Annotated in this window: 18 protein-coding genes and 1 tRNA gene; 9 read left to right on the top strand and 10 right to left on the bottom strand. The window is 42.9% G+C overall.

The genetic code is table 11. The features are described from left to right. Positions 1–7 precede the first annotated feature (7 nt). Positions 8–1,387 (top strand): efflux transporter outer membrane subunit, encoded by a 1,380-nt coding sequence (locus B0O44_RS22720; protein ID WP_110834496.1) that lies wholly within the window; start codon positions 8–10, stop codon positions 1,385–1,387. A gap of 14 nt (positions 1,388–1,401) precedes the next feature. Here B0O44_RS22720 and B0O44_RS22715 read toward each other — a convergent pair whose 3' ends face one another. Next, a complete protein-coding gene (locus tag B0O44_RS22715) occupies positions 1,402–1,863 on the bottom strand; it encodes a type I restriction enzyme HsdR N-terminal domain-containing protein (RefSeq protein WP_110834392.1) in 462 nt (153 codons plus the stop codon). A gap of 56 nt (positions 1,864–1,919) precedes the next feature. On the opposite strand from B0O44_RS22715, the gene holA reads away from it, so the two are divergent. From holA to B0O44_RS22695, 4 genes are all read left to right on the top strand, one after another. Next, positions 1,920–2,945, top strand: coding sequence for a DNA polymerase III subunit delta (gene holA, locus B0O44_RS22710; protein ID WP_110834391.1), 1,026 nt, complete (start codon positions 1,920–1,922; stop codon positions 2,943–2,945). A gap of 249 nt (positions 2,946–3,194) precedes the next feature. After that, complete coding sequence (locus B0O44_RS22705) at positions 3,195–5,759, top strand: zinc-dependent metalloprotease (RefSeq protein ID WP_110834390.1); 2,565 nt, start codon at positions 3,195–3,197, stop codon at positions 5,757–5,759. Between the two features lie 250 nt (positions 5,760–6,009). Beyond that, a complete protein-coding gene (locus tag B0O44_RS22700) occupies positions 6,010–6,993 on the top strand; it encodes a GlxA family transcriptional regulator (RefSeq protein ID WP_110834389.1) in 984 nt (327 codons plus the stop codon). Between the two features lie 130 nt (positions 6,994–7,123). Beyond that, positions 7,124–7,537, top strand: a complete 414-nt coding sequence (locus B0O44_RS22695; RefSeq protein WP_110834388.1) for an EVE domain-containing protein — start codon at positions 7,124–7,126, stop codon at positions 7,535–7,537. 45 nt (positions 7,538–7,582) lie between these two features. Here the strand turns inward: B0O44_RS22695 and B0O44_RS22690 are convergent, their stop codons facing one another. Together B0O44_RS22690 and B0O44_RS22685 are read right to left on the bottom strand one after the other, a co-directional pair. Next, on the bottom strand, positions 7,583–8,776 hold the full coding sequence (locus tag B0O44_RS22690; protein WP_110834387.1) for a cation:proton antiporter: 1,194 nt from the start codon (positions 8,774–8,776) through the stop codon (positions 7,583–7,585). Positions 8,777–8,795: 19 nt separating this feature from the next. Next, positions 8,796–9,317, bottom strand: coding sequence for an acyl-CoA thioesterase (locus B0O44_RS22685; protein ID WP_110834495.1), 522 nt, complete (start codon positions 9,315–9,317; stop codon positions 8,796–8,798). Positions 9,318–9,394: 77 nt separating this feature from the next. On the opposite strand from B0O44_RS22685, the gene amyA reads away from it, so the two are divergent. Then, the gene (gene amyA, locus B0O44_RS22680; protein WP_110834386.1) at positions 9,395–10,879 is read left to right on the top strand and encodes an alpha-amylase; all 1,485 of its coding nucleotides are present in this window, start codon (positions 9,395–9,397) and stop codon (positions 10,877–10,879) included. 4 nt (positions 10,880–10,883) lie between these two features. Here the strand turns inward: amyA and B0O44_RS22675 are convergent, their stop codons facing one another. Together B0O44_RS22675 and B0O44_RS22670 are read right to left on the bottom strand one after the other, a co-directional pair. Next, complete coding sequence (locus tag B0O44_RS22675) at positions 10,884–12,155, bottom strand: type IX secretion system plug protein (RefSeq protein ID WP_110834385.1); 1,272 nt, start codon at positions 12,153–12,155, stop codon at positions 10,884–10,886. Beyond that, on the bottom strand, positions 12,152–14,071 hold the full coding sequence (locus tag B0O44_RS22670; RefSeq protein ID WP_110834384.1) for an ABC-F family ATP-binding cassette domain-containing protein: 1,920 nt from the start codon (positions 14,069–14,071) through the stop codon (positions 12,152–12,154). Before B0O44_RS22670 ends, B0O44_RS22675 begins: the two co-directional genes overlap by 4 nt. 156 nt (positions 14,072–14,227) lie before the next feature. On the opposite strand from B0O44_RS22670, the gene B0O44_RS22665 reads away from it, so the two are divergent. Then, positions 14,228–15,256, top strand: a complete 1,029-nt coding sequence (locus tag B0O44_RS22665; protein ID WP_110834383.1) for a quinone-dependent dihydroorotate dehydrogenase — start codon at positions 14,228–14,230, stop codon at positions 15,254–15,256. 458 nt (positions 15,257–15,714) lie between these two features. After that, positions 15,715–17,058 (top strand): hypothetical protein, encoded by a 1,344-nt coding sequence (locus B0O44_RS22660; RefSeq protein WP_110834382.1) that lies wholly within the window; start codon positions 15,715–15,717, stop codon positions 17,056–17,058. A gap of 245 nt (positions 17,059–17,303) precedes the next feature. Here B0O44_RS22660 and B0O44_RS22655 read toward each other — a convergent pair whose 3' ends face one another. The 3 genes from B0O44_RS22655 to B0O44_RS22645 all read right to left on the bottom strand — a co-directional run bounded on the left by B0O44_RS22655 (position 17,304) and on the right by B0O44_RS22645 (position 18,389). Further along, positions 17,304–17,480: a spore protein gene (locus B0O44_RS22655; protein WP_110834381.1), complete on the bottom strand. Its 177-nt coding sequence runs from the start codon at positions 17,478–17,480 to the stop codon at positions 17,304–17,306. 36 nt (positions 17,481–17,516) lie between these two features. Beyond that, positions 17,517–17,590, bottom strand: a tRNA-Cys gene (locus B0O44_RS22650). Between the two features lie 49 nt (positions 17,591–17,639). Continuing rightward, on the bottom strand, positions 17,640–18,389 hold the full coding sequence (locus B0O44_RS22645; RefSeq protein WP_110834380.1) for a TrmH family RNA methyltransferase: 750 nt from the start codon (positions 18,387–18,389) through the stop codon (positions 17,640–17,642). Between B0O44_RS22645 and tamL the strand changes: the two genes are divergently transcribed. Continuing rightward, positions 18,380–20,773, top strand: coding sequence for a translocation and assembly module lipoprotein TamL (gene tamL / locus B0O44_RS22640; protein WP_110834379.1), 2,394 nt, complete (start codon positions 18,380–18,382; stop codon positions 20,771–20,773). The genes B0O44_RS22645 and tamL overlap by 10 nt on opposite strands. Here tamL and B0O44_RS22635 read toward each other — a convergent pair. Together B0O44_RS22635 and B0O44_RS22630 are read right to left on the bottom strand one after the other, a co-directional pair. Next, positions 20,770–21,300 carry a hypothetical protein gene (locus B0O44_RS22635; protein ID WP_110834378.1) on the bottom strand — a complete coding sequence of 177 codons (531 nt, stop codon included), beginning with the start codon at positions 21,298–21,300 and terminating at the stop codon, positions 20,770–20,772. The genes tamL and B0O44_RS22635 overlap by 4 nt on opposite strands. Continuing rightward, positions 21,297–23,585 (bottom strand): patatin-like phospholipase family protein, encoded by a 2,289-nt coding sequence (locus B0O44_RS22630; protein ID WP_110834494.1) that lies wholly within the window; start codon positions 23,583–23,585, stop codon positions 21,297–21,299. Before B0O44_RS22630 ends, B0O44_RS22635 begins: the two co-directional genes overlap by 4 nt. Between the last annotated feature and the right edge of the window lie 64 nt (positions 23,586–23,649).

The raw sequence follows: 23,649 nt of genomic DNA, 5'->3' as shown, positions 1-23,649 counted from the left end.
AATGAACATGAATAAATATATAGGAATTGTTTTTCTGGCCCTTTTGATCTCCTCCTGCCGGAATGCCAAAGAGTATGTAGCTCCGAAAATGATTTTTCCTGCAAGCTACCGGGGACAGGAAAACCCGGACAGTGCCTCCATTGCCCACTTACCCTGGAAGCAATTGTTTACCGACACGCTTTTAAGGGCACTGATTACCCAGGGTCTGGCTAAAAATCTGGACTTAAAAATAGCCCTAAAACAAATAGAAATTGCACATGCGGCCCTGCAGCAAAGCAAGGCTGCTTTTTTACCTGATTTGAGTGTAAAAACAGGATTGACAGCATCTAAACTGGCTTTCCCGCAAGGATTTGGCCTGCGAAGTTCTTCTACACAGTATGACCTGTTTGTCAACACCAGCTGGGAGGCCGATATCTGGGGCAAGCTGAAAAGCGCTAAAAAAGCTGCCCTGGCCAGATTGCTCCAATCGCAGGAGGCCAAAAGAGCAGTACAAACCCAATTGATCGCAGATATATCCAATGCCTATTTTACTTTACTGGCCATGGACCAGCAGCTTAGGGTTTTGGAAAAAACACTGGTCAACAGGAAGGAAGATGTTAAGGCCATGAAGTCGTTGATGGCCGCAAATATTGTAAACGGTGCGGCGGAAGTTCAAAGTGAGGCCAATCAGTACAGTGCAGAGGCTTCGATCCCCAGGTTAAAAAGGCAAATCCGTGAAATGGAAAATGCCCTGAGTACTTTATTGTCCAGACCGGCCAGGCAAATCAAAAGGTCCAGCCTTGATGGGCAAAAGCTTGATGTGCGCCTCCAGGCTGGAATGCCAGTCCAGTTGTTGCAAAACAGGCCCGACGTGAAACAGGCCGAGTATGCCTACCGGGCCGCTTTTGAAGACACTAATGTGGCAAGAAGAGCTTTTTACCCCTCGCTGAGTTTAACCGCTTCGGGTGGCTTCAGCAGTTTTAATTTCAGGGACTGGCTGGCCGCTCCCGGTCTTTTTGGAAATGTGGCGGCGGGTATTTTGCAACCGGTATTGAACAAGGGCCAGAACAAGGCCCGGTTAAAAACAGCATTGGCCCTAAAGGAACAGGCTTTATATACGTTTGAAAAATCTGTACTGAGCGCTGGTGAAGAAGTATCCAATGCTTTATATGCCTGGGAAACTGCCGTGGAGCAATACCAGATCAGACGCCGGCAGATTACAGCTTTGGAAAAGGCCGTGGATTTTACGAAAAAATTGTTAAAATACAGTTCTGCAACCAATTATACAGACGTGCTCAGCTCCGAACAGGGTTTGCTTGCCGCGGAACTTGATGGTGTAAATGACCAGCTGGAACAATGGCGTGCAGTAGTGGCTTTGTACAGGGCAATAGGGGGCGGGTCTATTTAGGCATTTTCCCTGGGTTACAGGGCAAGGTATTCGGGCAATTCCGGTATAAAGGCGAAGCTGCCTTCCAGGTGATTGATAACGGCATAACAATGCTGCAGACCATTGGTAATGACCAGCCATTTGGCCTTGTGTACAGAATTATATCTTGCCGCCTGGTCAAACACGGCCTGGCTCATTTTAACCGTGGGAGCTTTGCATTCAATAATCATAAGCCGCTGGCCACTGGTATTGTAAATAACCAGGTCCGTTCTTTTTTGAAGTTTGTTGAGCTGGAGTCCGCCTTCGATTTGGATCAGTGACCTGGGGAATTTTTTTTCCAGGATCAGGTACTGGATAAAGTGCTGTCTTACCCACTCTTCCGGTGTGAGGACCAGGTGTTTTTTTCGTATTTCGTCGAAAATAAAATACTGCTCCTGTTTTCTGGTGATTTTAAAAGGATAGGCCGGAAGGTTCAGTTGTGTCGGAGTAAATGCCATTTGTGCAAAAATAACCTTTAATATTTAGTTTTTAGCCGTTACATTTGGATAATTATATGACTGCAGCAGATATTATCAAAGACCTCAAAGCCAAAAAGTTTAAGCCTGTTTATTTACTGCATGGTGAAGAACCTTATTACATAGACCAGATTATTGATTACATGGAAGAACATGTACTCAATGAAATGGAAAAGGGCTTTAACCAGACGGTATTGTATGGTAAAGACACGGATATGGCCACCATTATGAATGCGGCCAAGCGCTATCCGATGATGTCCGATTATCAGCTTATTGTGGTCAAAGAGGCACAGGACCTGAAATGGAGCAAAGAAACAGAGGGCAGCAGTAAACAGGCCGAGTTTGTGCAAAGTTATTTTGATAACCCTCTTGCATCGACCATTCTGGTGCTGGGCTATAAGTATGCGAATTTTGACAAGCGTAAAAAACTTTTCAAATCCATTTCCAAATCGGGTCTGGTTTTTCAGTCAGATCCGGTAAGGGATTATAAGCTGGCCCAGTGGATAGATGAACTGGTAAAAGAAAAAGGATATAAAATTGCCCCGCAGGCCTCGGCCCTGATGGCCGAATATCTGGGTGCGGACCTTTCCAAAATCGCCAATGAAATAGAAAAGCTTTTGCTCAATATCACCAGGGAAACCACAATTGACACAGACCTGGTGCAAAGGAATATTGGAATTAGCAAAGAATACAATGTCTTTGAGCTGCAAAAGGCATTGGCAGCAAGAGATGTACTCAAATGCAATCAAATCGTTAACTATTTTGCCGATAACCCCAAAGCCAATCCGATGGTGATGATTATGGCCAATCTGAATTCCTATTTTACAAAAATCCTTAAATACCATTACCTGCCCAACAAAAATGACGCAGCAAAAGAGCTGGGCGTTAATCCTTATTTTGTAAAGGATTATGAAATGGCTGCCAGGACCTATCACCTGAATAAAACCTTTGACATCATTAGCCTGTTGCGGGAGTACGACCTGAAAAGTAAAGGGGTCGACAGCACAGGGAATACCACCGAAGGCGAACTTCTTAAGGAGTTGCTGTTCAGGATGATTCATTGATTTTTTTCTTTTTTTCAGAAGAATAAGTTTCTTTTTTGCAGAAACAAGGGCTCAATAAGCTTATGTAACTGCAAAGTTATACAGAAAGCGGCTCCGGAGTGTTTGAAGCCATTATATTTGTCCTTTAACTAAACTTATTCTTGTTCATGAAACCGATGTACCTGGTCTGAAATATTAAATCCCGCCAGGAAATGTTTAAGACAAATATCAACGGTTCCATCTGACAAAAAAAACGATAAACCAAAACAGATGAAAAAAACTCTACTCTTACCGGCAGTAGCACTGGCCTGTCTTTCTATGGCTAATGCACAAAACAGGCCGATGTCCGCTCAGGCTTCCAGTGATACCAGCAGAAGGGCTCCGGGGGCCTTTGGCGCTGTAAAAGCAACACCCAAGCCTTATGCCTCGGTCATCACCGATAAGGCCATTACCCGAAAAGGGATGATCACTACACACAAAGTGGAAGATAAATTCTTTTTTGAACTGGCCGATTCTACTTTGGGGCGTGAAATTCTGGTGGTGAACCGGATTTCCAAAGCAGGGGCCGAGGTGCGTTCTGCCTCAGGATACGCAGGCGATCAGATTGGCAGCAGTGTGATCCGCTTTGAAAAAGGACCGAATAACCGCATTTTTATGCGTAAACTTTCTTACCGTACTTACGGGCCTGACAGCACGACGGCCATGTACCGTTCCCTGCAGAATTCCAATATACAGGCCATTGCAGCTTCTTTTAACGTGGCTGCCTACGGCCCTGATAAAAAAAGCAGTGTCATTGACATGACCGATTACATCAACAGTGACAATGAGATTTTTTATTTTGGTTCTTCCCAAATGAAAAGTCAGTTGAGACTGGGCGCGCAACAGGCCGATAAAAGTTATATCCTCAATGTTCGCAGTTTCCCGAAAAACGTAGAGATTACCACGGTTAAAACTTATGCACTGGCTGCAGCACCTTCTCCTTTTGGTGCAGCTGCCCCTTCACCGATGATGGGTGGTGGCGCAACAGGTTCTTCTACTGTAGAACTGAATACCTCTTTGGTGATTTTGCCAAAGGTTCCAATGAAGGCCAGGTATTTTGATCCGCGTGTAGGATTTTTTGCAGTGGGCTATACAGATTTCGACCTGAACCCTCAGGGCGTTAAAGAAGTAGAAATTGTAAAAAGATGGAGACTGGAGCCTAAACCAGGAGATTTGGCCAAATACAAACGCGGAGAGCTGGTAGAACCGGCAAAACCCATTGTTTTTTATATTGATCCGGCGACACCAAAAAAATGGATCCCTTACCTGATTGCGGGCGTAAACGACTGGCAAAAAGCTTTTGAAAAAGCAGGCTTTAAAAATGCGATTCAGGCAAAAGAAGCCCCAAGTGCCAAACAGGATTCCACCTGGAGCCTGGACGATGCCACGCATTCTGCTATTGTATACAAACCCTCTGAAATTGCCAATGCCAGCGGACCAAGCATTGCCGATCCAAGAAGTGGTGAGATTATAGAAAGCCACATCAACTGGTACCACAATGTGATGAAGCTGGTACACGACTGGTATATGATCCAGACTGCGGCAATTGATCCAAGGGCACGTAAAATGGAGTTCAGTGATGAACTGATGGGAGACCTGATCCGTTTTGTCTCTTCACATGAAGTTGGACATACCCTTGGCCTGCGTCATAATTATGGTTCCAGTTCTACTGTCCCTGTAGAGAAATTAAGGGATAAAGCATTTGTAGAAGCCAATGGACATACACCTTCCATTATGGATTATGCCCGGTTTAACTATGTAGCGCAGCCTGAAGATAAGATTTCCCCGAAAGGCATTTATCCAAGAATTGGTGATTACGACAAATGGGCGATAGAATGGGGTTATAAGTTGTTGCCGGATGCCAAAACACCGGATGCAGAAGTGCCGGTACTCAACAAGCTGACCATAGAAAAACTGCAGAACAAAAGGCTGTGGTTTGGAACAGAAACCAATCCGGATGACCCGCGTTCACAGAATGAGGACCTGGGTGACAATGCCATGAAAGCTAGCGAATACGGGATTAAAAATTTAAAGGTGATCCTGGCTAAACTTCCTGAATGGACCAAAACCAATAATGAAGGTTATGATAACCTGGAAAACATGTACGGACAGCTGACCACCCAGTTTGGGCGTTATATGGGGCATGTGGCCAAAAATGTAGGCGGTATTTATGAAACCCCCAAAACGGTAGAACAAGCAGGTGCTGTTTATGAAAGAACCCCTGCGGCAACACAGAAGGAAGCCATGACTTTCCTGGAAAGGAATTTATTCAGTACGCCTTCCTGGTTACTGGACAAACAGATTCTGGACAACACAGGAACAGATCCACTGGAAGTAATCAATAAACTGCAGGCACCTGTACTGAGCAGACTGTTGAGCGTAAACACTTTAAGCAAGCTAATCTCGGCAGAAGCCACAGATGGTGCAGCTGCTTATAAAATCAGTGACCTTTTTGCAGACCTTCAGTCGTCTGTTTTCTCAGAGCTGAAAGGCAATCAGAACATTGATGTTTACCGTCGTAACCTGCAAAAGGCCTATGTAGAAAAACTGGTGCTGATCCTTAAACCGGCACCTGTTACGGCTACAGCTGCTGCATTTACCGGTGGCAGAAGAGCTACACCTGTTTCCACAAAACTGAGTGCTTCGCAGAACGATGTGCTTTCTGTGGTAAAAGCCCAGTTAAGGGAATTGAATGCTACGCTTAAAAGCGCGATCCCTCAGGCTTCAGGTTTGAGCAAGTACCATTTGCAGGACCTTTCCGACAGGATTGAAAATGCACTGGACCCTAAAGGATAAAATTCCTTTTAATCATTTGTTAAAGGCATCCTGAACAATTTCAGGATGCTTTTTTTATGTAAATATGTTTTTATATCTATATGTGAAGATATCTTTATTTCTTTTGTATGACCTTGACCATCTGATGTATTACTGTTATGAATTTTATAAAAAGGGTGTTGAAAGTGCTGGTTCCGGGAGTATATTTGGACGGCACGGGGGGTTGATATGGACAAGCTTATTGTTTAATTTTAATTAAAAATTAAACAGCATGTTACACCTTACCATTGTGGTTCCGGACGGACAAAATAACCTGAGCAGCATGATTGGCTCCTTTAAAGTATTCAACAGGGCAAATGAATACTGGGAAAGTCTTGGCAACAAAGCTGTATTTAAAGTGCAGCTGGCAGGCTTGTCCCAACGGGTTGAATTGTATGATGGCTTATTTGTTGTTCAGCCGCATACCCATATTTCGGCCATTACCAAGACAAACCTGATCATTATCCCGGCCCTGAACCGCGACTACATCAAATCTTTAAAACTGAACACCGCGCTGATTGACTGGTTAAAGGAGCAATACCTGGGTGGGGCCGAAATTGCCAGCATCTGCACGGGCGCTTTTATGTTGGCGGCAACTGGCCTGCTGGATGGTAAAAATTGTTCTACGCATTGGATTGCTGCTGGTCAGTTTAAAGGAATGTTTCCAAAGGTGCATCTTCAGACCGAACAGCTCATTACAGATGAACAAGGTATTTATACCAATGGAGGGGCTTTTTCTTTTCTGAACCTTTTGCTGTACCTGGTTGAAAAATACTATGACCGGAAAACCGCCATTTACTGCTCTAAAATTTTACAGGTGGACATAGACCGCCACAGCCAGTCGCCCTTTACTATTTTTACCGGTCAGAAAGGGCACGATGACCAGGTGGTCAAAAAAGCACAGGCCCTGATTGAGGGACATCCGCAGCAGTTGTTCTCAGCCGCTGAACTTGCGGAACGCTTTTCGATAAGCAGACGGAATTTTGACCGGCGTTTTATCAAAGCTACAGGAAATACACCTGCCGAGTACTTGCAACGGGTAAGGGTAGAGGTGGCTAAAAAAGAACTCGAAAACGGGGCTAAAAACATTACAGAAGTGATGTACGCTGTGGGGTATGCCGATCAGAAAGCTTTCCGGCAAACGTTTAAAAAAATTACAGGACTTTCGCCACTGGAGTACCGGAGCAGGTACCATAAGGATGCTTCAGTGCTTTAAGCAGCAATGGCCTGCAAAAATATAGTTCAGGTTAGCCGGAGTTTGCTATTTTTGCAACAGTAGCCCCATAGGATTGCAGCTTTGCAGGGTCAGCAGCGGCTTGGGGAAATTTTAAAAGAAAATTTTAAAGATGAAGAATACGCAATATTGGTTAGTCAAATCAGAACCTTTTAAATACAGCTGGGAAAAATTTAATCAGGATGGCCGGACTTTTTGGGATGGCGTACGCAATTACCAGGCCCGTAATAACCTGAAAGAAATGAAGGAAGGAGACCTGGTTCTTTTTTACCATAGCAATGAGGGCAAACATGTGGTGGGCATAGCCAAAGTGGTGAAGGAATACTATCAGGACCCAACGACTGATGATGCCAACTGGGTGGTGGTGGACCTTGCGCCTGTTGAAGCGCTGAAGCATCCGGTTACCCTTGAACAGATCAAAGCGGAAGAAAGCCTTAAAGATATTTCACTGGTCAGACAGGGCCGCTTATCGGTGATGAAACTTAAAGCCGAAGAGTTTGACAAAATTCTGGAAATGGGCAGTTAAACCTTTAGTTTTTGTGCAAAAATAATTACCGGGCCGGAAAAACTACTATTTTTCCGGCTCTGCTATTTTAGGTGTTTTTTTACTGGACAACAAACCGATGCTCATGATCAGACTGGAACCCAGTACCACCATAAATAGAAATGCAGGGCCTACCTGTGGTATTTTAAGGCTGGCAGGCAGGTTAAAATACAGCAGGATACTAATGAGCCCCCTTGGTGCAATAAAAGTCTCTGCACCGCTGTTTTCCTTTCTGAAAATTTTCAGGTACAAAAAGCGGATGATAAAAATAGAGGCCAGTATAAAAAGGCCGTTGGCGAGGATGTCTATATTGTTCAGGTCATAAATGTTCATGGTGAAACCAAAAATGACAAAAAAGAAGGTACGGATGATAAAAGCACTCTCGGCCGAAAGCTGGTACAATTGGGTCAGGTCGTTGGAGAGGTTCTTGTAAATAAAAATCCCCCTGAACCAGGCATGTTCTATTGCATCTGCATTGTTCAGGAAAAGTCCGAAAGACAGGATCAGGACCAGGGAAGACAAATGATAGGATTGTCCGATGGCATAGACCAGGATCAGAATGGAAATGATCAGGAAAAATTTAATGTGATGCGACAACCTTCCCATCAGGTACAACAGCAGGATGCAGGAAATGGCCGAGCAAACCAGAATTAGCAGAGTGCTGATGCCCAGTCCGGTAAAAGAAGAGATGGAAATATTGGGATTGGATATGGCAAAATTAAACAGAATAATGCCCAGGATATCCGAAAAGGAAGATTCATAAATGATGAATTCCTTGCCCTTGCCGCTCAGGGCTGCGGCCGAAGGAATGGCAATTGCAGAACTGATGACACTAAAAGGGATGGCATTTGTAAAACAGATGTACAAGTCTCTTCCGGTAATCTGGTAAATGATAAAGGTAATGACCGATACGGTCGCAATGAGGATAAACAGTGCAGAAAGAAAGGCCCCTTTAATAATTTTATTCTTGTGCCGGTCGTACTTGAGTTCCAGGGAGCCTTCAAAAACAATAAGGATCAAACCGACAGTTCCAAGCGCAGGTAAAATGCCCATGAAATCATAGGGATGTACATTAAGCTTGTCTACCAGCAGCCTCAAGCCGATGCCCAACAGCAGGAGCAGCAGGACCGATGGAAGTTTTGTTTTACTTGCTACCAGGTCAAAAAGGTATGAAAATATGACCAGGCCGCTTAATATGATGAGTGTTGTATAGGTGGTCATATTTTAAACTCCTGTTGGTTTATTCTTTAAAAAATAAGGCTTTCAATTCCAGGGCATCATTTGGTTTCATTTTTCCGCCCAGAATCAAACGCAATTGCCTGCGTCTTAACGCTCCTTCAAACAATTCTGTTTCTTCTGCACTTTCTGGTACCAGCTCTGGCACAGGAATGGTCCTTCCACTTTGATCCACGGCAACAAAAGTATAATAAGCCTCATTGGATTTTACCCTGCTGCCCGAAGGAATGTTTTCTGCCCATACATCCAGACGGACCTCTACTGAGGTGTTGAAGGCACGGGTAACCTTGGCTTCAATGGTGATCACATCTCCAAGTTTGATGGCCTGTTTAAAAGAAACATTATCTACAGAAGCAGTAACAACAATCCGGTTACAATGTTTTTGCGCAGAAATTGCCGCAGCGATATCCATCCAGTGCAGTAATCTGCCACCCATTAAGTTGTTTAAGGTATTGGTGTCATTTGGCAATACCAGTTCATTCATGATGGTGAACGAATCCTTAGGGTTTTTAACTTTTATACTCATAATTCCTGCAAAAATAAACAAATTGTCCAACTTCATGTTATTGTATTGCATAAGCGAACAAACCCACCTTTATATTTATGATCAATCAGCTACTGATCCAGTACTTTCACTGGTATTACAATGACCATTCCCCGCTTTGGAAAAAAACAGCTGGCGAAGCAAAAAAACTCGCGTCTTTAGGGGTGACGGGTGCCTGGCTACCTCCGGCTTATAAAGCCACCTCAGGAGGATATTCAGTGGGCTATGATTGTTATGATCTTTTTGATCTGGGCGAATTTGATCAGAAAAACACGGTAGAAACCAGGTATGGCAGCAAAAAGGATTACATTTTGGCCATTAAAAAACTTAAAGCTGCGGGCATATCGGCCATTGCAGATGTGGTTTTTAACCATAAAGCGGGTGCCGATGAACTCCAGGAGGTCAAAGTCAGGGAAGTAAACCCGCAAAACCGGCTGGAATTTACTTCAGAGGTCATCCAGGCCCAGGCCTGGACAAAATTTACTTTCCCCGGCAGAAAAGGCCTTTATTCGGAATTTATATGGGACTTTCAGTGTTTCAGCGGGGTGGATAAAATTGTTGATCCGGATCGGGAAGGGATTTTCTCCATTCAAAATGAATATGGGGAGGGCTGGGAGGAAGTGCCCTCACAGGAAAACGGGAATTACGATTATCTGATGTTTAATGATGTAGATTTCAGGAACCCTGCTGTGCGCGAAGAGCTGAAAAGGTGGGGGGAGTGGTATTATAAAACCTGTGGCATGGATGGTTTTCGTCTGGATGCGGTAAAACATATTGCTGCTGATTTTTTAAATGAATGGCTGGACCATATGAAAAGCACCTTTAACCGGGACTTTTTTGTCGTGGCCGAAAACTGGATTATAGAGGGGGTAGAAGCACTGGATGCCTATTTAGGGCTTACCGATGGACGAATGCAGCTTTTTGATTCTATTTTGCACCATAACCTGTACCTGGCGGGCAAAGAAGGGGAGCACTTTGACCTGAGCAAAATTTTCGAGGGGACCCTTGTGGCCTATCATCCCGAATTGTCGGTTACCTTTGTGGATAACCATGATTCGCAGCCGCTGCAGGCACTGGAATCTTATGTGGATTTTTGGTTCAGGCCCCTGGCTTATGCGCTGATCTTATTAAGGGAACAGGGTATTCCCTGTTTGTTTTATCCGGACCTGTATGGCTGTACCTATACAGACAAAGACCCCGAAGGAGACGAGGCAGAAGTCGAACTGGTGGCACTGGCAGAATTACCGGAACTGTGCCGGGTCAGAAAAGATTTGTCCTATGGTTTGCAAAGGGATTATTTTGACCACCCAAGCTGTGTAGGCTGGACCAGGGAAGGAACGGACGAAAAATCTGGCTCGGGCATAGCGGTGGTGATGAGCAATGGGACTGCTGGGCTTAAGGAAATGGAAATTGGGCAACGCCATAGTGGAAAAAGTTTTGTTGATGCACTCGGGCGCATCACAGAAGAAATTTTGGTAGATGAACAGGGTAAGGCAGCTTTTCCCTGTGCGGCCGGAAATGTTTCGGTATGGGTGCTGAAATGAGGGCTTAACGCTTAACGGTATTGATCATGGTATAGCCAATGAGTTCTTCCCATCTGCTGCCCGGCTTGCGGAAATAAACAAACACCTGATAATTGTTTTCGGTTTCAAAAAAGGATCCTTCAAAAATACTTTCGTTGACTTTGCCCGTTTCACGGTCTTTCCATACGTATTTAAAGTCATAGAGCCCTTGTTTAAAAAGCAGGCTTGCATAGAACTTTTTTCTGGAATCTTCGTAAACGAGTTTGTTTTCCTCACTTAAAATGTAATTATTGAAACGGCCCACTACATAGGCGTCGCCAGGGGTAGCAGGGGCCTGGGCATGAAGGGTAAAAAAGACTTTTACATAGTCACTTTCGGTATTGTCATCCCGGCCATCCTGATTGCGGATGTAAAAATTACCGTTTTCATCAAACTGGTTGGTGTATTTCTGGGCATTTGCAGTAATGTCGGGGAACAGCACAGCGGTATTGATGCTGTCCTTTTCCAGGTTTTGAACATGGTCTGCGGTATACCTTAAACTGCGGATGTCAAATTTTCTGAATTCATTGCCTCCTTTAAAATCATTGGTGTTCAGGTCATTGTAAACCAGTTCATTTGTTCTGATAAAGGAAGGTTTGGTATTGGTGATGGCCGTTTGAGGATCAAAGTTCTGCATCACCACCGCCTTTACATCTATGTAAGGGTTTTGGATGGCCAGGTTTTTATGGAATATAGAGAAATTGATTTTTTGGTTGTAAGATCTTTCAGGGACCTGCAGACTTGGGGTAACTTCAACCCCTACACTGACCTTATTGTCCAGGACATAAAAGCGCTGGGTCAGGACCAGTTTTTTCTGGTCCCCGTCGAGGTAAACTTTGAGCAGGTAATTCCCTGAAATTTTTGGCCGGACCTGTTCATTGGGTAGACGGAGGTTGTAATGGGTGTATTTCTGAAGGGTCGCAAAAGAGTATTTATAATCGACAATGCGGTCTTCTGCAAAAGATTCCACATAGTCCAGGGTAGAGATTCTGGAAGGCTGCCAGTCTGAGGTACAATGTTCAATGGCATACCAGTAATTTTTACTGCCGCCATTGAGGTCATCAAAAGAAAAAAGCAGTTGTTCACCCGATTTTAGGGCGATAACAGGAACGGACTGTTCTTTTTGTGCGTTATAGCATTGTACTGTTTTGATCTGGGGCAGATAAATATGATTGTCATACACCAGGGTACTTTGCTGTGCAAATGCAAATTGCATGCAGGTCAGCAAAAAAAAGAGCAGTCCGTTTGTTTTAATCATTTGCTTTCGAGTTCCATAATTTCGGCAGCCAGGTCTTCCCATGCATTTTGTGCATTGTCCAGCTGGTGTTTTGCCGCTAAATATTTTTGGTTTGCCTGTTCGAGTTTTACCGGGTCCTGGTAGACCTGCTGGTCTGCAAGCTGGGTTTCTATGGTTTTTACATTACCTTCCAGCGCTGCAATTTCAGTTTCCGTTTTTTGAAGCTGATCGTTCAGTTTTTTCAATTGTTGCTGAACATTCGGGGATGCAGGTTTTTTCTCCTCGGCTTTTGGCTTTGCCTCTTTTTCAGCTTTAAAAGGAATACTGGTTGCAACAGGCTGTGGCCTTTTACTGTTCCATTCCTCGTATTCGGCGTAAGTGCCCGGATATTCTTTAATGTCTTTATTTTCGATGAACCAGATTTTGTTGGCCACATTGTCCAGGAAATACCTATCGTGGGAAACCGCAATAAAAGTTCCTTCATATTGTTTCAGGGCCTGGATCAGGATGTTAACCGACTGGATGTCCAGGTGGTTGGTGGGCTCATCGAGGATCAAAAAGTTGGAGTCTGTGGTTAAGGATTTGGCCAGGGCTACCCTTGACTTTTCTCCTCCGGACAGGACACGGATTTTTTTAAACACATCGTCCCCTGTAAAAAGAAAACAACCCAGAATAGAACGAAGTTCTGTATCGGTATGTTTAGGGGCAAATGCCTGAAGTTCTTCCAGGATGCTGTTGTCCAAATGCAGGGATTCCAGCTGGTGCTGTGCAAAGAAAGTGGTGGTCACATTGTGGCCGGTTTCGCATTTTCCTTCAAAACCCTCTGCGCCGGCAATAATGCGGAGTAGGGTCGATTTACCTTTACCATTGGCACCGATCAGGGCAATTTTATCTCCTTTTTCAATGACACCTTCGGCATTTTCAAGGATATGTACATTCGGATAGCTTTTATTGGCTTGCTCGATCCGCACCACATGTCTTCCGGAAGGTTTAGTAAATTTAAAGCTAAAGTTTACCGTTGGGTTGTCGTCGTCTACATCTTCGACACGTTCGAGTCTATCCAGTGCTTTCATACGGGACTGGGCCATTTTGGCTTTACTTGCTTTTGCTTTAAAACGTTCAATAAGGCGTTCTTCCTGTTTGATTTTGGCCTGCTGATTTTTAAATTCCCCTTTTTGTATTTCACCCCTTAAGGCTTTTTCTTCCAGGTAAAAGGTATAATTGCCGGCATAGGCAGTAAGTTTTCCTTTGCGGGATTCTACTGTCCGGTTCACTACTTTATCCAGAAAATACCTGTCGTGGGATACGATCACAATAGCACCTTCAAAACTCATTAAATAAGTTTCCAGCCATTTAATGGAAGGTAAATCCATGTGGTTGGTCGGCTCATCGAGCAGCAGGATGTCGGGGGTTTGCAGCAGGATTTTTGCCAGCATGACACGCATTCTCCATCCTCCTGAAAAAGTGTTCAGGGGCCTTTGCTGGTCCTGTGTGCTGAAACCTAAACCGGCTAAAATTTCATTGGCCCTGTACTCGATGTTGTAACCGTCGAGTGCTTCAAATTCCTGTTGTTTGTCACTGAGTTTATTTAAAACCTCTTCCGAGTAATCGGTTTCTATTTTTTTGAGCAGGACCTCAATTTCATCATGCAGCTGGTTCTGGCGCTCAAAAGCTTCCATGGCAACGTGCAAAATGCTATGGTGGGAATCGTAGGAAAGTAAATCCTGGTTCAGGTAGCCTATTTTCAGGTCCTTAGACATGGAAACCGAACCGGATGAGGGCGCGTATTCTCCTACAATTATTTTTAAAAGGGTAGATTTTCCGGTTCCATTGGCGCCAATGAGGCCCACTCTGTCTCCGGGTTTTATATGCCAGTTTGCTTCATCATATAAAGCTCTGGAGCCTATAAGGAAAGTTAAGTCGTTTATTGAAATCATTTGGCTGCAAAAATACGATTTTAAGCAGAGTTATTTAGGCTATCAGGCTAAGAATTAGCTTAATTTATAGCTTTTTTAAAGGGGAAATGTAAAATTTTATTTTAAAACTTGCCTGCTCTGCTTTGTGATCGCTGAAAACGTTCCTATCTTCGCCCTATGTATCGCATAATTAAGCCTGTATTCTTTAAGTTTGACCCCGAAAAAGTTCACCATTTTGTGGTCAGAAGGTTAAAATGGTTCAATGATTATTTTCCATTGGGAAAGACCATTCTCAGAAGCAGTTTTGATGTGAGCATTAAGGGGCTGGAGCGGGAGGTTTTTGGAATTAAATTCCGTAATCCTGTTGGACTGGCTGCAGGCTTTGATAAAAATGGCGAATACATAGAGGCCCTTAGCAATCTGGGCTTTGGTTTTATAGAAGTGGGTACAGTAACCCCGATGCCTCAGCCTGGTAATGATAAACCCAGGATGTTCAGGCTCCAGGAGGATGGAGCAATCATTAACCGTATGGGTTTTAACAATAAGGGCGTGGACACCCTTGCTGAAAGACTGCGCTTGCTCAAGAAAAAAGATGCTTCTATTGTTATTGGCGGTAATATTGGTAAAAACAAAGTCACCCCGAATGAAGAAGCGGTTAATGATTACATAAAATGTTTTGACCGCCTGTTTGATGTGGTGGATTATTTTGTTGTCAATGTAAGTTCTCCGAATACCCCAGGGTTGCGGGAGCTGCAGGAAAAGGAACCGCTGACCAATTTGTTGAAAACATTACAGGAACGCAATTCCAAAAACGGGATCAGCCGGCCTATATTGTTAAAAATTGCACCCGATTTGACCAATGAGCAATTGGACGATATTGTAGAAATTGTGCAGACCACAGGCATTGCAGGACTTATTGCCACCAATACGACCATAGACCGTAATGGATTGTATAGTGCTCCTGAACTGGTCGGCGAAGCTGGAGGCCTTAGTGGTAAGCCTTTAACCAGCCGTTCTACTGAAGTGATCCGTTATCTTTCAGAAAAATCAAAAGGGGCCTTTCCAATCATTGGAGTAGGAGGGATACATTCTCCTGAGGATGCAAAAGAAAAATTAGCAGCTGGTGCTTCTTTGGTGCAGTTGTATACGGGCTTTATCTATGAAGGACCGGGTTTGATCAAAAGGATTTGTAAAGAGTTGTTGTAATTACCGTTTTTTAAAGGGACATTTCCTTAGGAGAACAAATAAGGCCGTCACTGCTCCGGGGCAGCCCAGCCTTTATTTGTTTGAAAATTTAGTAAGGGATAATCAGTCCGTTTTGTCTTTGGGTGCTTATTTGTTTGGGTGGCTAACTAGGATGTTTTTTCGGAAGAACAAATAAGGCCGTCACTGCTCCGGGGCAGCGCCTGGTCAGGCTCCTGCGGAGCAGCCCAGCCAATCACCCCGTCACAGCGCAGCCTTATTTGTTTAAAAACTTAAGTAAGGAATTCTGGTTCGTATCCGGGGCTTAGGCATTTTGTTTAGGGAAAATGGTTAGCGTTTGTGTTTTGTGTGAGTAATTCTCTGTGGTTAAATTTCTTGGCTTTGTTATTGTGTGGATCGCTTAATGGGGGTTGGATTATTTTGATTTTAACTTTTTTAAGCAGCAATACGGGTAATAAATAATGGGTAAAATTTACGAATTTAAGTTCCAGAATGTTAAGGCGATGCGGTATATGGCTTTGCTGTTTACAGGTATCCCTTTTCTTTTTTTACTGGATCCGGGTGTCAGAATGTGGATCTTTATGCTGGTGTTAATGGGACCAATGGCATTGGGCCTGGGGCTGTTTATTTTAAAAGTAAAAGCTCATGATGTGATTCGGGTTGAAGACAGTTATCTGGATTCCAGTTATTTTGGAAAGGTCAATTATGATGATATTTTATCAATCTCTTCTCCAATGTTGTACGCGAAACCCTGTATACAACTGAAATTAAAAGATGGCCGGAAAATTATCTGGGCACTCAATTCCAGGGATAACATGTTTCATGGCAAGGAAGACCTGGATACTTTTTTGAATTTTACGCAGGCCCTGGAAGGTCAACTGAAAAAGACAGGGGATAAATCTTTGCCGGTAAAACCACCTGTGTTTTCCTCAGAAGAGGTGTCATCTGGTGTAAATGTGTTGTCCGAAAAACAGGCTGTGCCTTCTTTGGCTGAACAGTTAGAGAAAGTTAAACAACAAAATAATTCTTCCAAATGGGTACTTCCTATAGGACTGGTTTTTGCAGTACTAGCCCTGGTACGCACTTGTGGTAAGGACTGGTTTAAATCCAATGATTTTAACGGACCTGAAATGGTTAAAAGTTCGGAAAAGTTGTTTGAAAGGACCTCTGCAGAAGCAAAAGTGGTTCTGGAAAAATTGGTCGTTAAATCGGGGCCCTATTTTTTATACAGCAATGACAGCAGTGCCAGTCTGACACTTTTGCCTGATCTGGATATGGGCAACCCCACTGGTATCAGTGCCTTTAAATATGTGTCGGCCAATAAGAGCCTGAGGGCATTTATTGATCATCCGGACTCCGCTGAATTGAACCTGTATATTGTGGGGAAAGGAAATCGTATAGAAAAACTGACCAAAAGCAGCTTCAATAGTGGTGACAGTACCAAAACCTGGTTGTATTTCAGGGCCTATGATCCTGAATTAAAATTCCCGTCTCCAGGTGGTACTTCGAAAGATTCGGTTTCTGCCAGGGTATTTGACATCAAGACCGGTGTTCCTTTACAGGACACGGTTTCTCTGGACAAAGCGATATCCGAAGCCTTTCCTGGGATGAAGATGATGCTGGCCAATGTTAAGTTCAGGCCATCCACTTTTAAATTGTATCTAGCCGGCAAGACGGGTTCAGGAATGAGTGAGAGGCTTTTTAGAAAAGCTGTTCATGCACTGAACAAACAAATGCATGCCGTGAAGGTGGATACAAGTGTATTTAAGTTGGAAATTTTTAACAAAAACAGGGTTGGTGATTAAAAGGGATTGTATCGTGTTGTATTTTTGTTTTTTGGATAAGTTGGTTTGGGAAAACAAATAAGGCAGTCGCTGCTCCGTAGGAGCCTGACCAGGCGCTGCCCCGAAACAGAGTATCTGAATTATTCAGTATAGTTAATTTTTAAACCTTATCCCTTTGCCAGCGATTTCCTTCTCATCAAAAATAAAAGCATAAAAAAACACCTCTGGAAACCAGAAGTGTTTTAAATCCTTTTAAGAAAGAAAACTTATGCCTGAGCAGTAAGTTTTGCGATAACAGCATTGTTTTTAGCCAACTGATCTTTAGAAGATTGTTTTGAACGGCTTCCCAGTTCAAGGTTAGTAGCTAATTTCAATGTTTTAACTTCCAAACGGGAAGTTGTTTTATTTTTTCTGTCTTTTCTTTTTAATCTGGTAACTGCCATGGTCTTAACCTTTGTGTTTTTAATTTATAATAAATCTGGAGGTCGAGAGCGGATTCGAACCGCTGTAGGAGGTTTTGCAGACCTCTGCCTAGCCACTCGGCCACTCGACCCTGTTTAAATTCAGGTTGCAAAAATAGCAATTATAAGTTATTATGCAATTTATTTATTTAAATTTCTGCTAATATCTGAACATAAGATACCTGCAGAGATGGCAACATTCAAAGACTCAGCCTTTCCAATCCTTGGAATAGTTACCGGATGGCTGATAAATTTCAGAACTTCCGGGCTGATTCCCTGGCCTTCATTGCCCAAAATCAGAACGCCTTCTTTCCCCCATTCTAACTCAAAACTGCTTTTCCCTTCCAGAAGTGCCCCGAAGACCGGAACTTTAACCAAAGGGAGCCATGAAGGAAGTTGTTCATAAAAAACATTGACCCGGCATAAAGAACCCATAGTGGCCTGAACCGTTTTTGGATTGTAAACCTCGACCGTATTCTGGGAGCAAATGATGTTTTTGAAACCAAACCAGTCGGCCGTACGGATAATTGTTCCCAGGTTTCCCGGGTCCTGGATTCCGTCAAGTACCAGACTAAAAGAATTTTTTAATCCCGAGACTTCAAAGGGCAAATGATCGGGAATGTTTACCAAGGCAAGGATACCCTGCGGACTTTGTAAAGTACTAATCTTATCAAGGTCAGCATGGTTTACTTCAAATAACTTTATATTTGGTGGCAAATTAGGTAGTAAAGACTTAAATTCAGCCAGGTAATAGATACTGTTTACCTGATAAGCTGATGGAATAAATTCTATTATTGATTTAATACCTTCAATAATAAATATTCCGTTTTCTTTACGATACTTTTTTTGATGTAATGATTTAATAAAACCTATCTGAGATTTTGAAAGCATACCCTAATTATAAAACGAAGATCCAGTTTCCTGCAATATTACTATTTATTATTCTTTTTGTCACTGCCTGTTCTTCTACAAAATACATACAGGACTATCAGGCCATCGTGAAAAAGGTAGAAATAGACAGTATTCCAAAAAAAATGCAGGAGGAAGCTTATACCTATGTGCAAAAGGACATTCGGCCGGCCCCAAAATTGGGTGTTAATGTCGGGCTGTATAATTTGTTTTACGGACTTTTTAAAACCAAATCTGTTGGTAACCCGGCACCCTTGCTGGACAGTACCCTGGTGGAAATTTCCCGTTCGCAGATTGAAAAGTTTTTAAAAAGTAAGGGGTATTTTAATGCAAAGGTCAATTCTTCGATCACGGTTAAAAAACAAAGGGCACAGGTTTATTTTAAGGCAGATACCGGCAAAGGTTTTTTCATTAGTAAAATCAATTACGATTTTGAAGATCCTAAAATTAAAGACTTGTATTTTTCCCGTAAACAGGGACTTACTCACTTAAAAGACGGGATGCGTTACGATGAAGATTCCTTGAGTTATGAAAGGGACAAAATATATGAGATTGCCAAACAAAATGGGTATTTTGATTTTTTAAAGCCTTATATCCGTTATTCGGTAGATTCCAATTCCAATGATGGCAAAGCAAAAGTCACGATGATTGTTGACAATCCGGAGGGCCAAAAAGAACACCGGCAGTATACCATAGGAGAAACAAATATTTTTATTGCACCCGATGCGGATGGTTTTACAACAGACTCCCTGGTGCGTAACCCTCATATTGCCAATGGCATCCGGTTCACTTCGTATTCCAAACGCTTTAGAAGGAACCCAATAGTCCGTTATGATTTTATTAAGGAAGGGGAGCTGTATGACAATACCAAGGACCAGCTAACCTATGACCGTTTGTACCAGCTGAATGCCTTTAAAAATGTAAAGATCGATTACCTGAAAGCAAAAGACAGTTCTGCGAAGGTAGAGCCTATTATCCGATTGATTCCTCAAAAGAAAATGAGTAACCGGATTGAAGGGGAATTGCCCTTTAATGCCGGAACCATTGGCTTTACGCTTGGAAATACCTATACCAATAACAATATGTTTCGCGGGGCTGAGCGTTTTGAGGTCCAGGTAAAGGGAGGTGTACAGTCGAGAGTAGATGGGGGGGGTTCAATTTTTAAGGACATTTACCAGCAGGATTTTTCGATCAGTACCAGTTTGGCAGTACCCAGGCTCATGGTGCCTTTTAAAATCCCTTTAATGGGTAAAAACGGAATGCCTTATACCTCTTTTGCCATCAGTTATATTTATTCCCTGCAAAAAGATGTGCTTTCCAGAAGGATATTTCAAACTTCTATGACTTATGACTGGTATGAGACCAAGTATAAGATCCATTCTTTTACCCCTTTGAATATAGAATACCGGTTAGGGAATGTTTTGATTACTGACCCTGAAGTATACAGGGCAAATTTTTATAATATTATTTTACTTAATCAAAAGAATATTACCCTGGGCATGAAGTATTCTTATATCCTGAACCAGGGTAAGCTGTTGTTACCAGCCAGCTTTATTTATTTTAGGGGAGGACTTGAAACAGCAGGGAATTTACTACAGGCTATTTCTAAACTAACTGGAAATGACCATAGGGTTCCTAGTGCAACAGATCCTTCTTTACTGGAACCGGCCAAAATTCTGGGACTTCCTTATACACAATTTGTCCGCCCGGAAATTGATGTGCGCTGGTATAAAAACCTGGGGGGCGCAAGGCAGTTTGTAGCCAGATTAAATGCAGGGGCGGCCATTGCTTATGGAAATTCATCAGGAGCGGGTATACCAATTGATAAGTCATTTTTTGCCGGCGGTTCTAATGGGATCAGGGCCTGGCAGGCCAGGACCATTGGACCAGGGAATTATGACCGTGGTAAAGTCTTAACGACGGAGGATCTTAGGAGGGCTGTTTTTGGTCTGGACCAGTTGGGGGAACTGCATATAGAAACCAATTTTGAGTACCGCTATAAACTCCTGAACAAATTTTTTGGCGCCCAACTAAAGGGAGCTGTTTTTGTAGATGCCGGAAATGTCTGGAATGTTTCGAAATCTGCAATAAGGGATAATCCGGATTCAGAGTTTAAATTCCAGAAACTCTTTGATCAGATAGCCATTGGTACCGGTGTAGGTTTACGTTATGACGTAGATTATTTTGTATTCCGTTTCGATGTGGGCCTGAAAATCAAGGACCCGATGTTCAGCGGGTCGGACCAATGGGTAATCAGTAAATTCTTTAGCGGCGGGAAGGAGTTTAAAGCAAACTATTATACCACGCACAGCCCGGATAACTACCGTTTTGTACAATACAATTTTGGAATTGGTCTGCCTTTCTAGAATAGTTTTTTCAGTCCGTCAAATACCGTTTCAAAAAAGGTAGGGATGCTGAGCCCGTTGCTGTGGTTAAAATAAATGAAAATCAGGAACAGGATCACAGCAAAAATGATAAATTTTCTGAAGGCAAAGGCCAGGAAAATTAGAACCAGGGGGATCAGGACCAACCACATGCTGTTGAAGGCATAGGGGCTTAAGTCTCCGTCTTTTTTGTAAACATAAACCAGCTTGCTGTGGGTGCCTTTATCGTTAACGTGTTTGATGTATACAAAAGTTGATTTTTCCAGTTGCAGGGGTAAAATGGCAACGCCATCGTTGAACTTGAGCGATTGGGTAAAGCCGCTTACACTAAAGGTATAGATGCCGTTAATGCTTTCTTGTGGGTGATCCAGAGAGTCTGCTGCAATGATGGCCAGCTTGCTGTTTTTGAGCAGGCTTTCCTTAACCAGAAAATTGTTAATGTCGGATTTTTGGGCAAAGGCACCAAAACTCAGGAACAAAAGGAAAAAAATGATGCAGCGTGTTCTCATTCTATAGATCGTTTGTTGTATATCAGATAGCCCAAATGTAGTAAAACGCCGTTTCTTTTTATCGGATCATCGTATAAATTATAGCTGAAGCTGATTGGGCCTACCGGCGTATGGTACACCAGTCCGGCAGTGCCGGCGTAATGCCACTTGCTGAAAGCCTTGGTGTTGTCTACATTTTGAAAACCTTCCTGATGAAATTCTTTGTAGGGCAGGAAAACAAATGCTTCTACCCGCAGGTCGAGGTTTCTTCTGATGGTATAGACATTTTTAAGCCCGCCCGCCAGGTAGTTTGCTGCACGGAATTTTTCCAAAAAGACCGAACGGCTATCTTGCAGCGGATAAAATGCCGGAGCCACCAGAAGGGTGGAATAATAATTTGAGAATAGAGGAAGGTCTGATATCACAGCTTCTGCCTGGTAGCCCAGGGTATATTTTCCTTTGTGAAAAAAGTAATTTTCATCACTGACTTTAATATTTCCCCAGCTCCTGTTGTGTCTTTGAAGGTCTATCAGATTGGTTAATTCTGTATTTCTTGAAATATTTCCTGGAGAGTAAAGCTCAGTTCCGACAAAATAATTTGCACTCATTAAAAAGTTACGGCCTTTGCTGGCATATTGTTTACGGTTAAGGGTGTTTTGTTCAAAAGAGACATTGAACCTGACTCCATTAAAAATGGTTTTATCCAGGATATCGCCTACATTAAAGGTGTTGGTTGGGCTATAGCGGTCTACATTGCTGATAAAAGCGGTACCTGCACTGATTTTGGTTCCCCTGTTTAAAGGTATACCGGCTTTAATGTCAATTTTCCGGTCTGATTGTTCTACATAGGTCGGGTGTGGGTTTTCAATAAAAATGGTGCTGGTGTTGTAGAAATTATAATGATTATAGGTCATTTCTGCTGCCAGAAAAATAGGCAGCCGGCTGGGGAAATCTACCCTTCCATTTAGCTGGAAAGATTCATAAAACCTGCCGGAATAGAAATTGACCCCAAAATTATACGCTTTTTGGTCCAGGTAACTGTATTGCAGCCCTAAAAAAACAGCACTGATGGGTCTGGTAGAGATGTTGCCGCCCAGGTCTATTTTGAAACTTTTTTTTGGTTTGGCTATGATGTCAAAAATGTAATTGTCTGTCTTTTGATCGTAAGCTATTTTGGGATATACGGTTTCAAAAGTTTCATCGGCCACCAGTTTGTAATAGCCCTGTTTAATGTCGGAAAGGTCAAAGGTAGCCTTGTCCCTTTTAAACAGCCGTTCTACATATTTTTTTTGCTGGTTATTTACACCACTTACGGTAATGGCATTGAAGCGCAGGTCGGGTTTTTTATTGTTAAAAGTATTTCTTCTCAGGATCAGTTCTTCTGCTTTGGTTCTGCGTTGTACAGCTTTTTTGATTTGCTCCATACCAGCCATTGCCGCATCATAGCCTTGTTTGATGAGTTCTTCTACAGGATAAAAATTGGTAGCTGTATAATCCGATAAATTGGGTTGAATATAAGCGCCATCTTTTCCGATCAGGGTCGAATCTGATTTGGCCAGAAACATATAGATCAGCGACCTGTTAAGTAAGCGGTCGTCATTGTCTTTGGGGTATTCTTTAAAGGTTTTGGAAGAAACATTCACCCCGATGACATAATCGGGTTTAAACTCTTTTTTCATGACGTCCACGGGGAAGTTGTTGTAAATCCCTCCGTCAAAAACAAATTTGCCATCTATTTTTATGGGCCTGTAAACAAAGGGAACGGTCATGGTTGCCCGGACAGCCTCGGCCAGACTACCCTGTTTGAGGGTAATGCTGTTTTGCAGCAATACATCTGAAACCATGCACCTGTATGGAATAAAAAGGTTGTCAAAATTATCCTTTGCAATGGCAGAAGCCTGGGAAAAAAGTTCCAGCAAGGCAAAATTTAAAGGGATGTCATTGACAATATTGGAACGGAAACTTAATCTTAAGCTTGTGTCTGCAGAGAGCTTAGCGGTAATAACCGATGAATTAGGCCCATTTTTTTGAAAAAACAAACTGTAATCACTGGTGTATTTTCCGCTGACCCAATCCTGAAAATCTTTGCTGAGGGCAATTTTTTCCATTTGTGCAGGGGAATAACCTGCCGCATACAGGGCGCCCACAATACCCCCCATAGAAGTTCCGGTCACATAATCTATTGGGATGTTATTTTCTTCAAGGGCTTTCAGGACACCGATGTGCGCCAAACCCTTGGCACCACCACCACTTAGTACCAGGCCAACTTTTTGTGCAGAGGCATGGAGCCCACAAAAAATTAACAAAAGAAGAAAACTGTTTCTTAAAAATATCACATTCTAAAAATAGGAGTTCTATTTCTTAAAATTG

The sequence above is a fragment of the Pedobacter nutrimenti genome, assembly GCF_003208655.1.
In the GTDB taxonomy this organism is placed as follows: Bacteria; Bacteroidota; Bacteroidia; order Sphingobacteriales; family Sphingobacteriaceae; genus Pedobacter; species Pedobacter nutrimenti.
The sequence above is the reverse complement of the archived record's forward strand: the minus strand, read 5'-3'. Positions and strand labels throughout refer to the sequence as shown.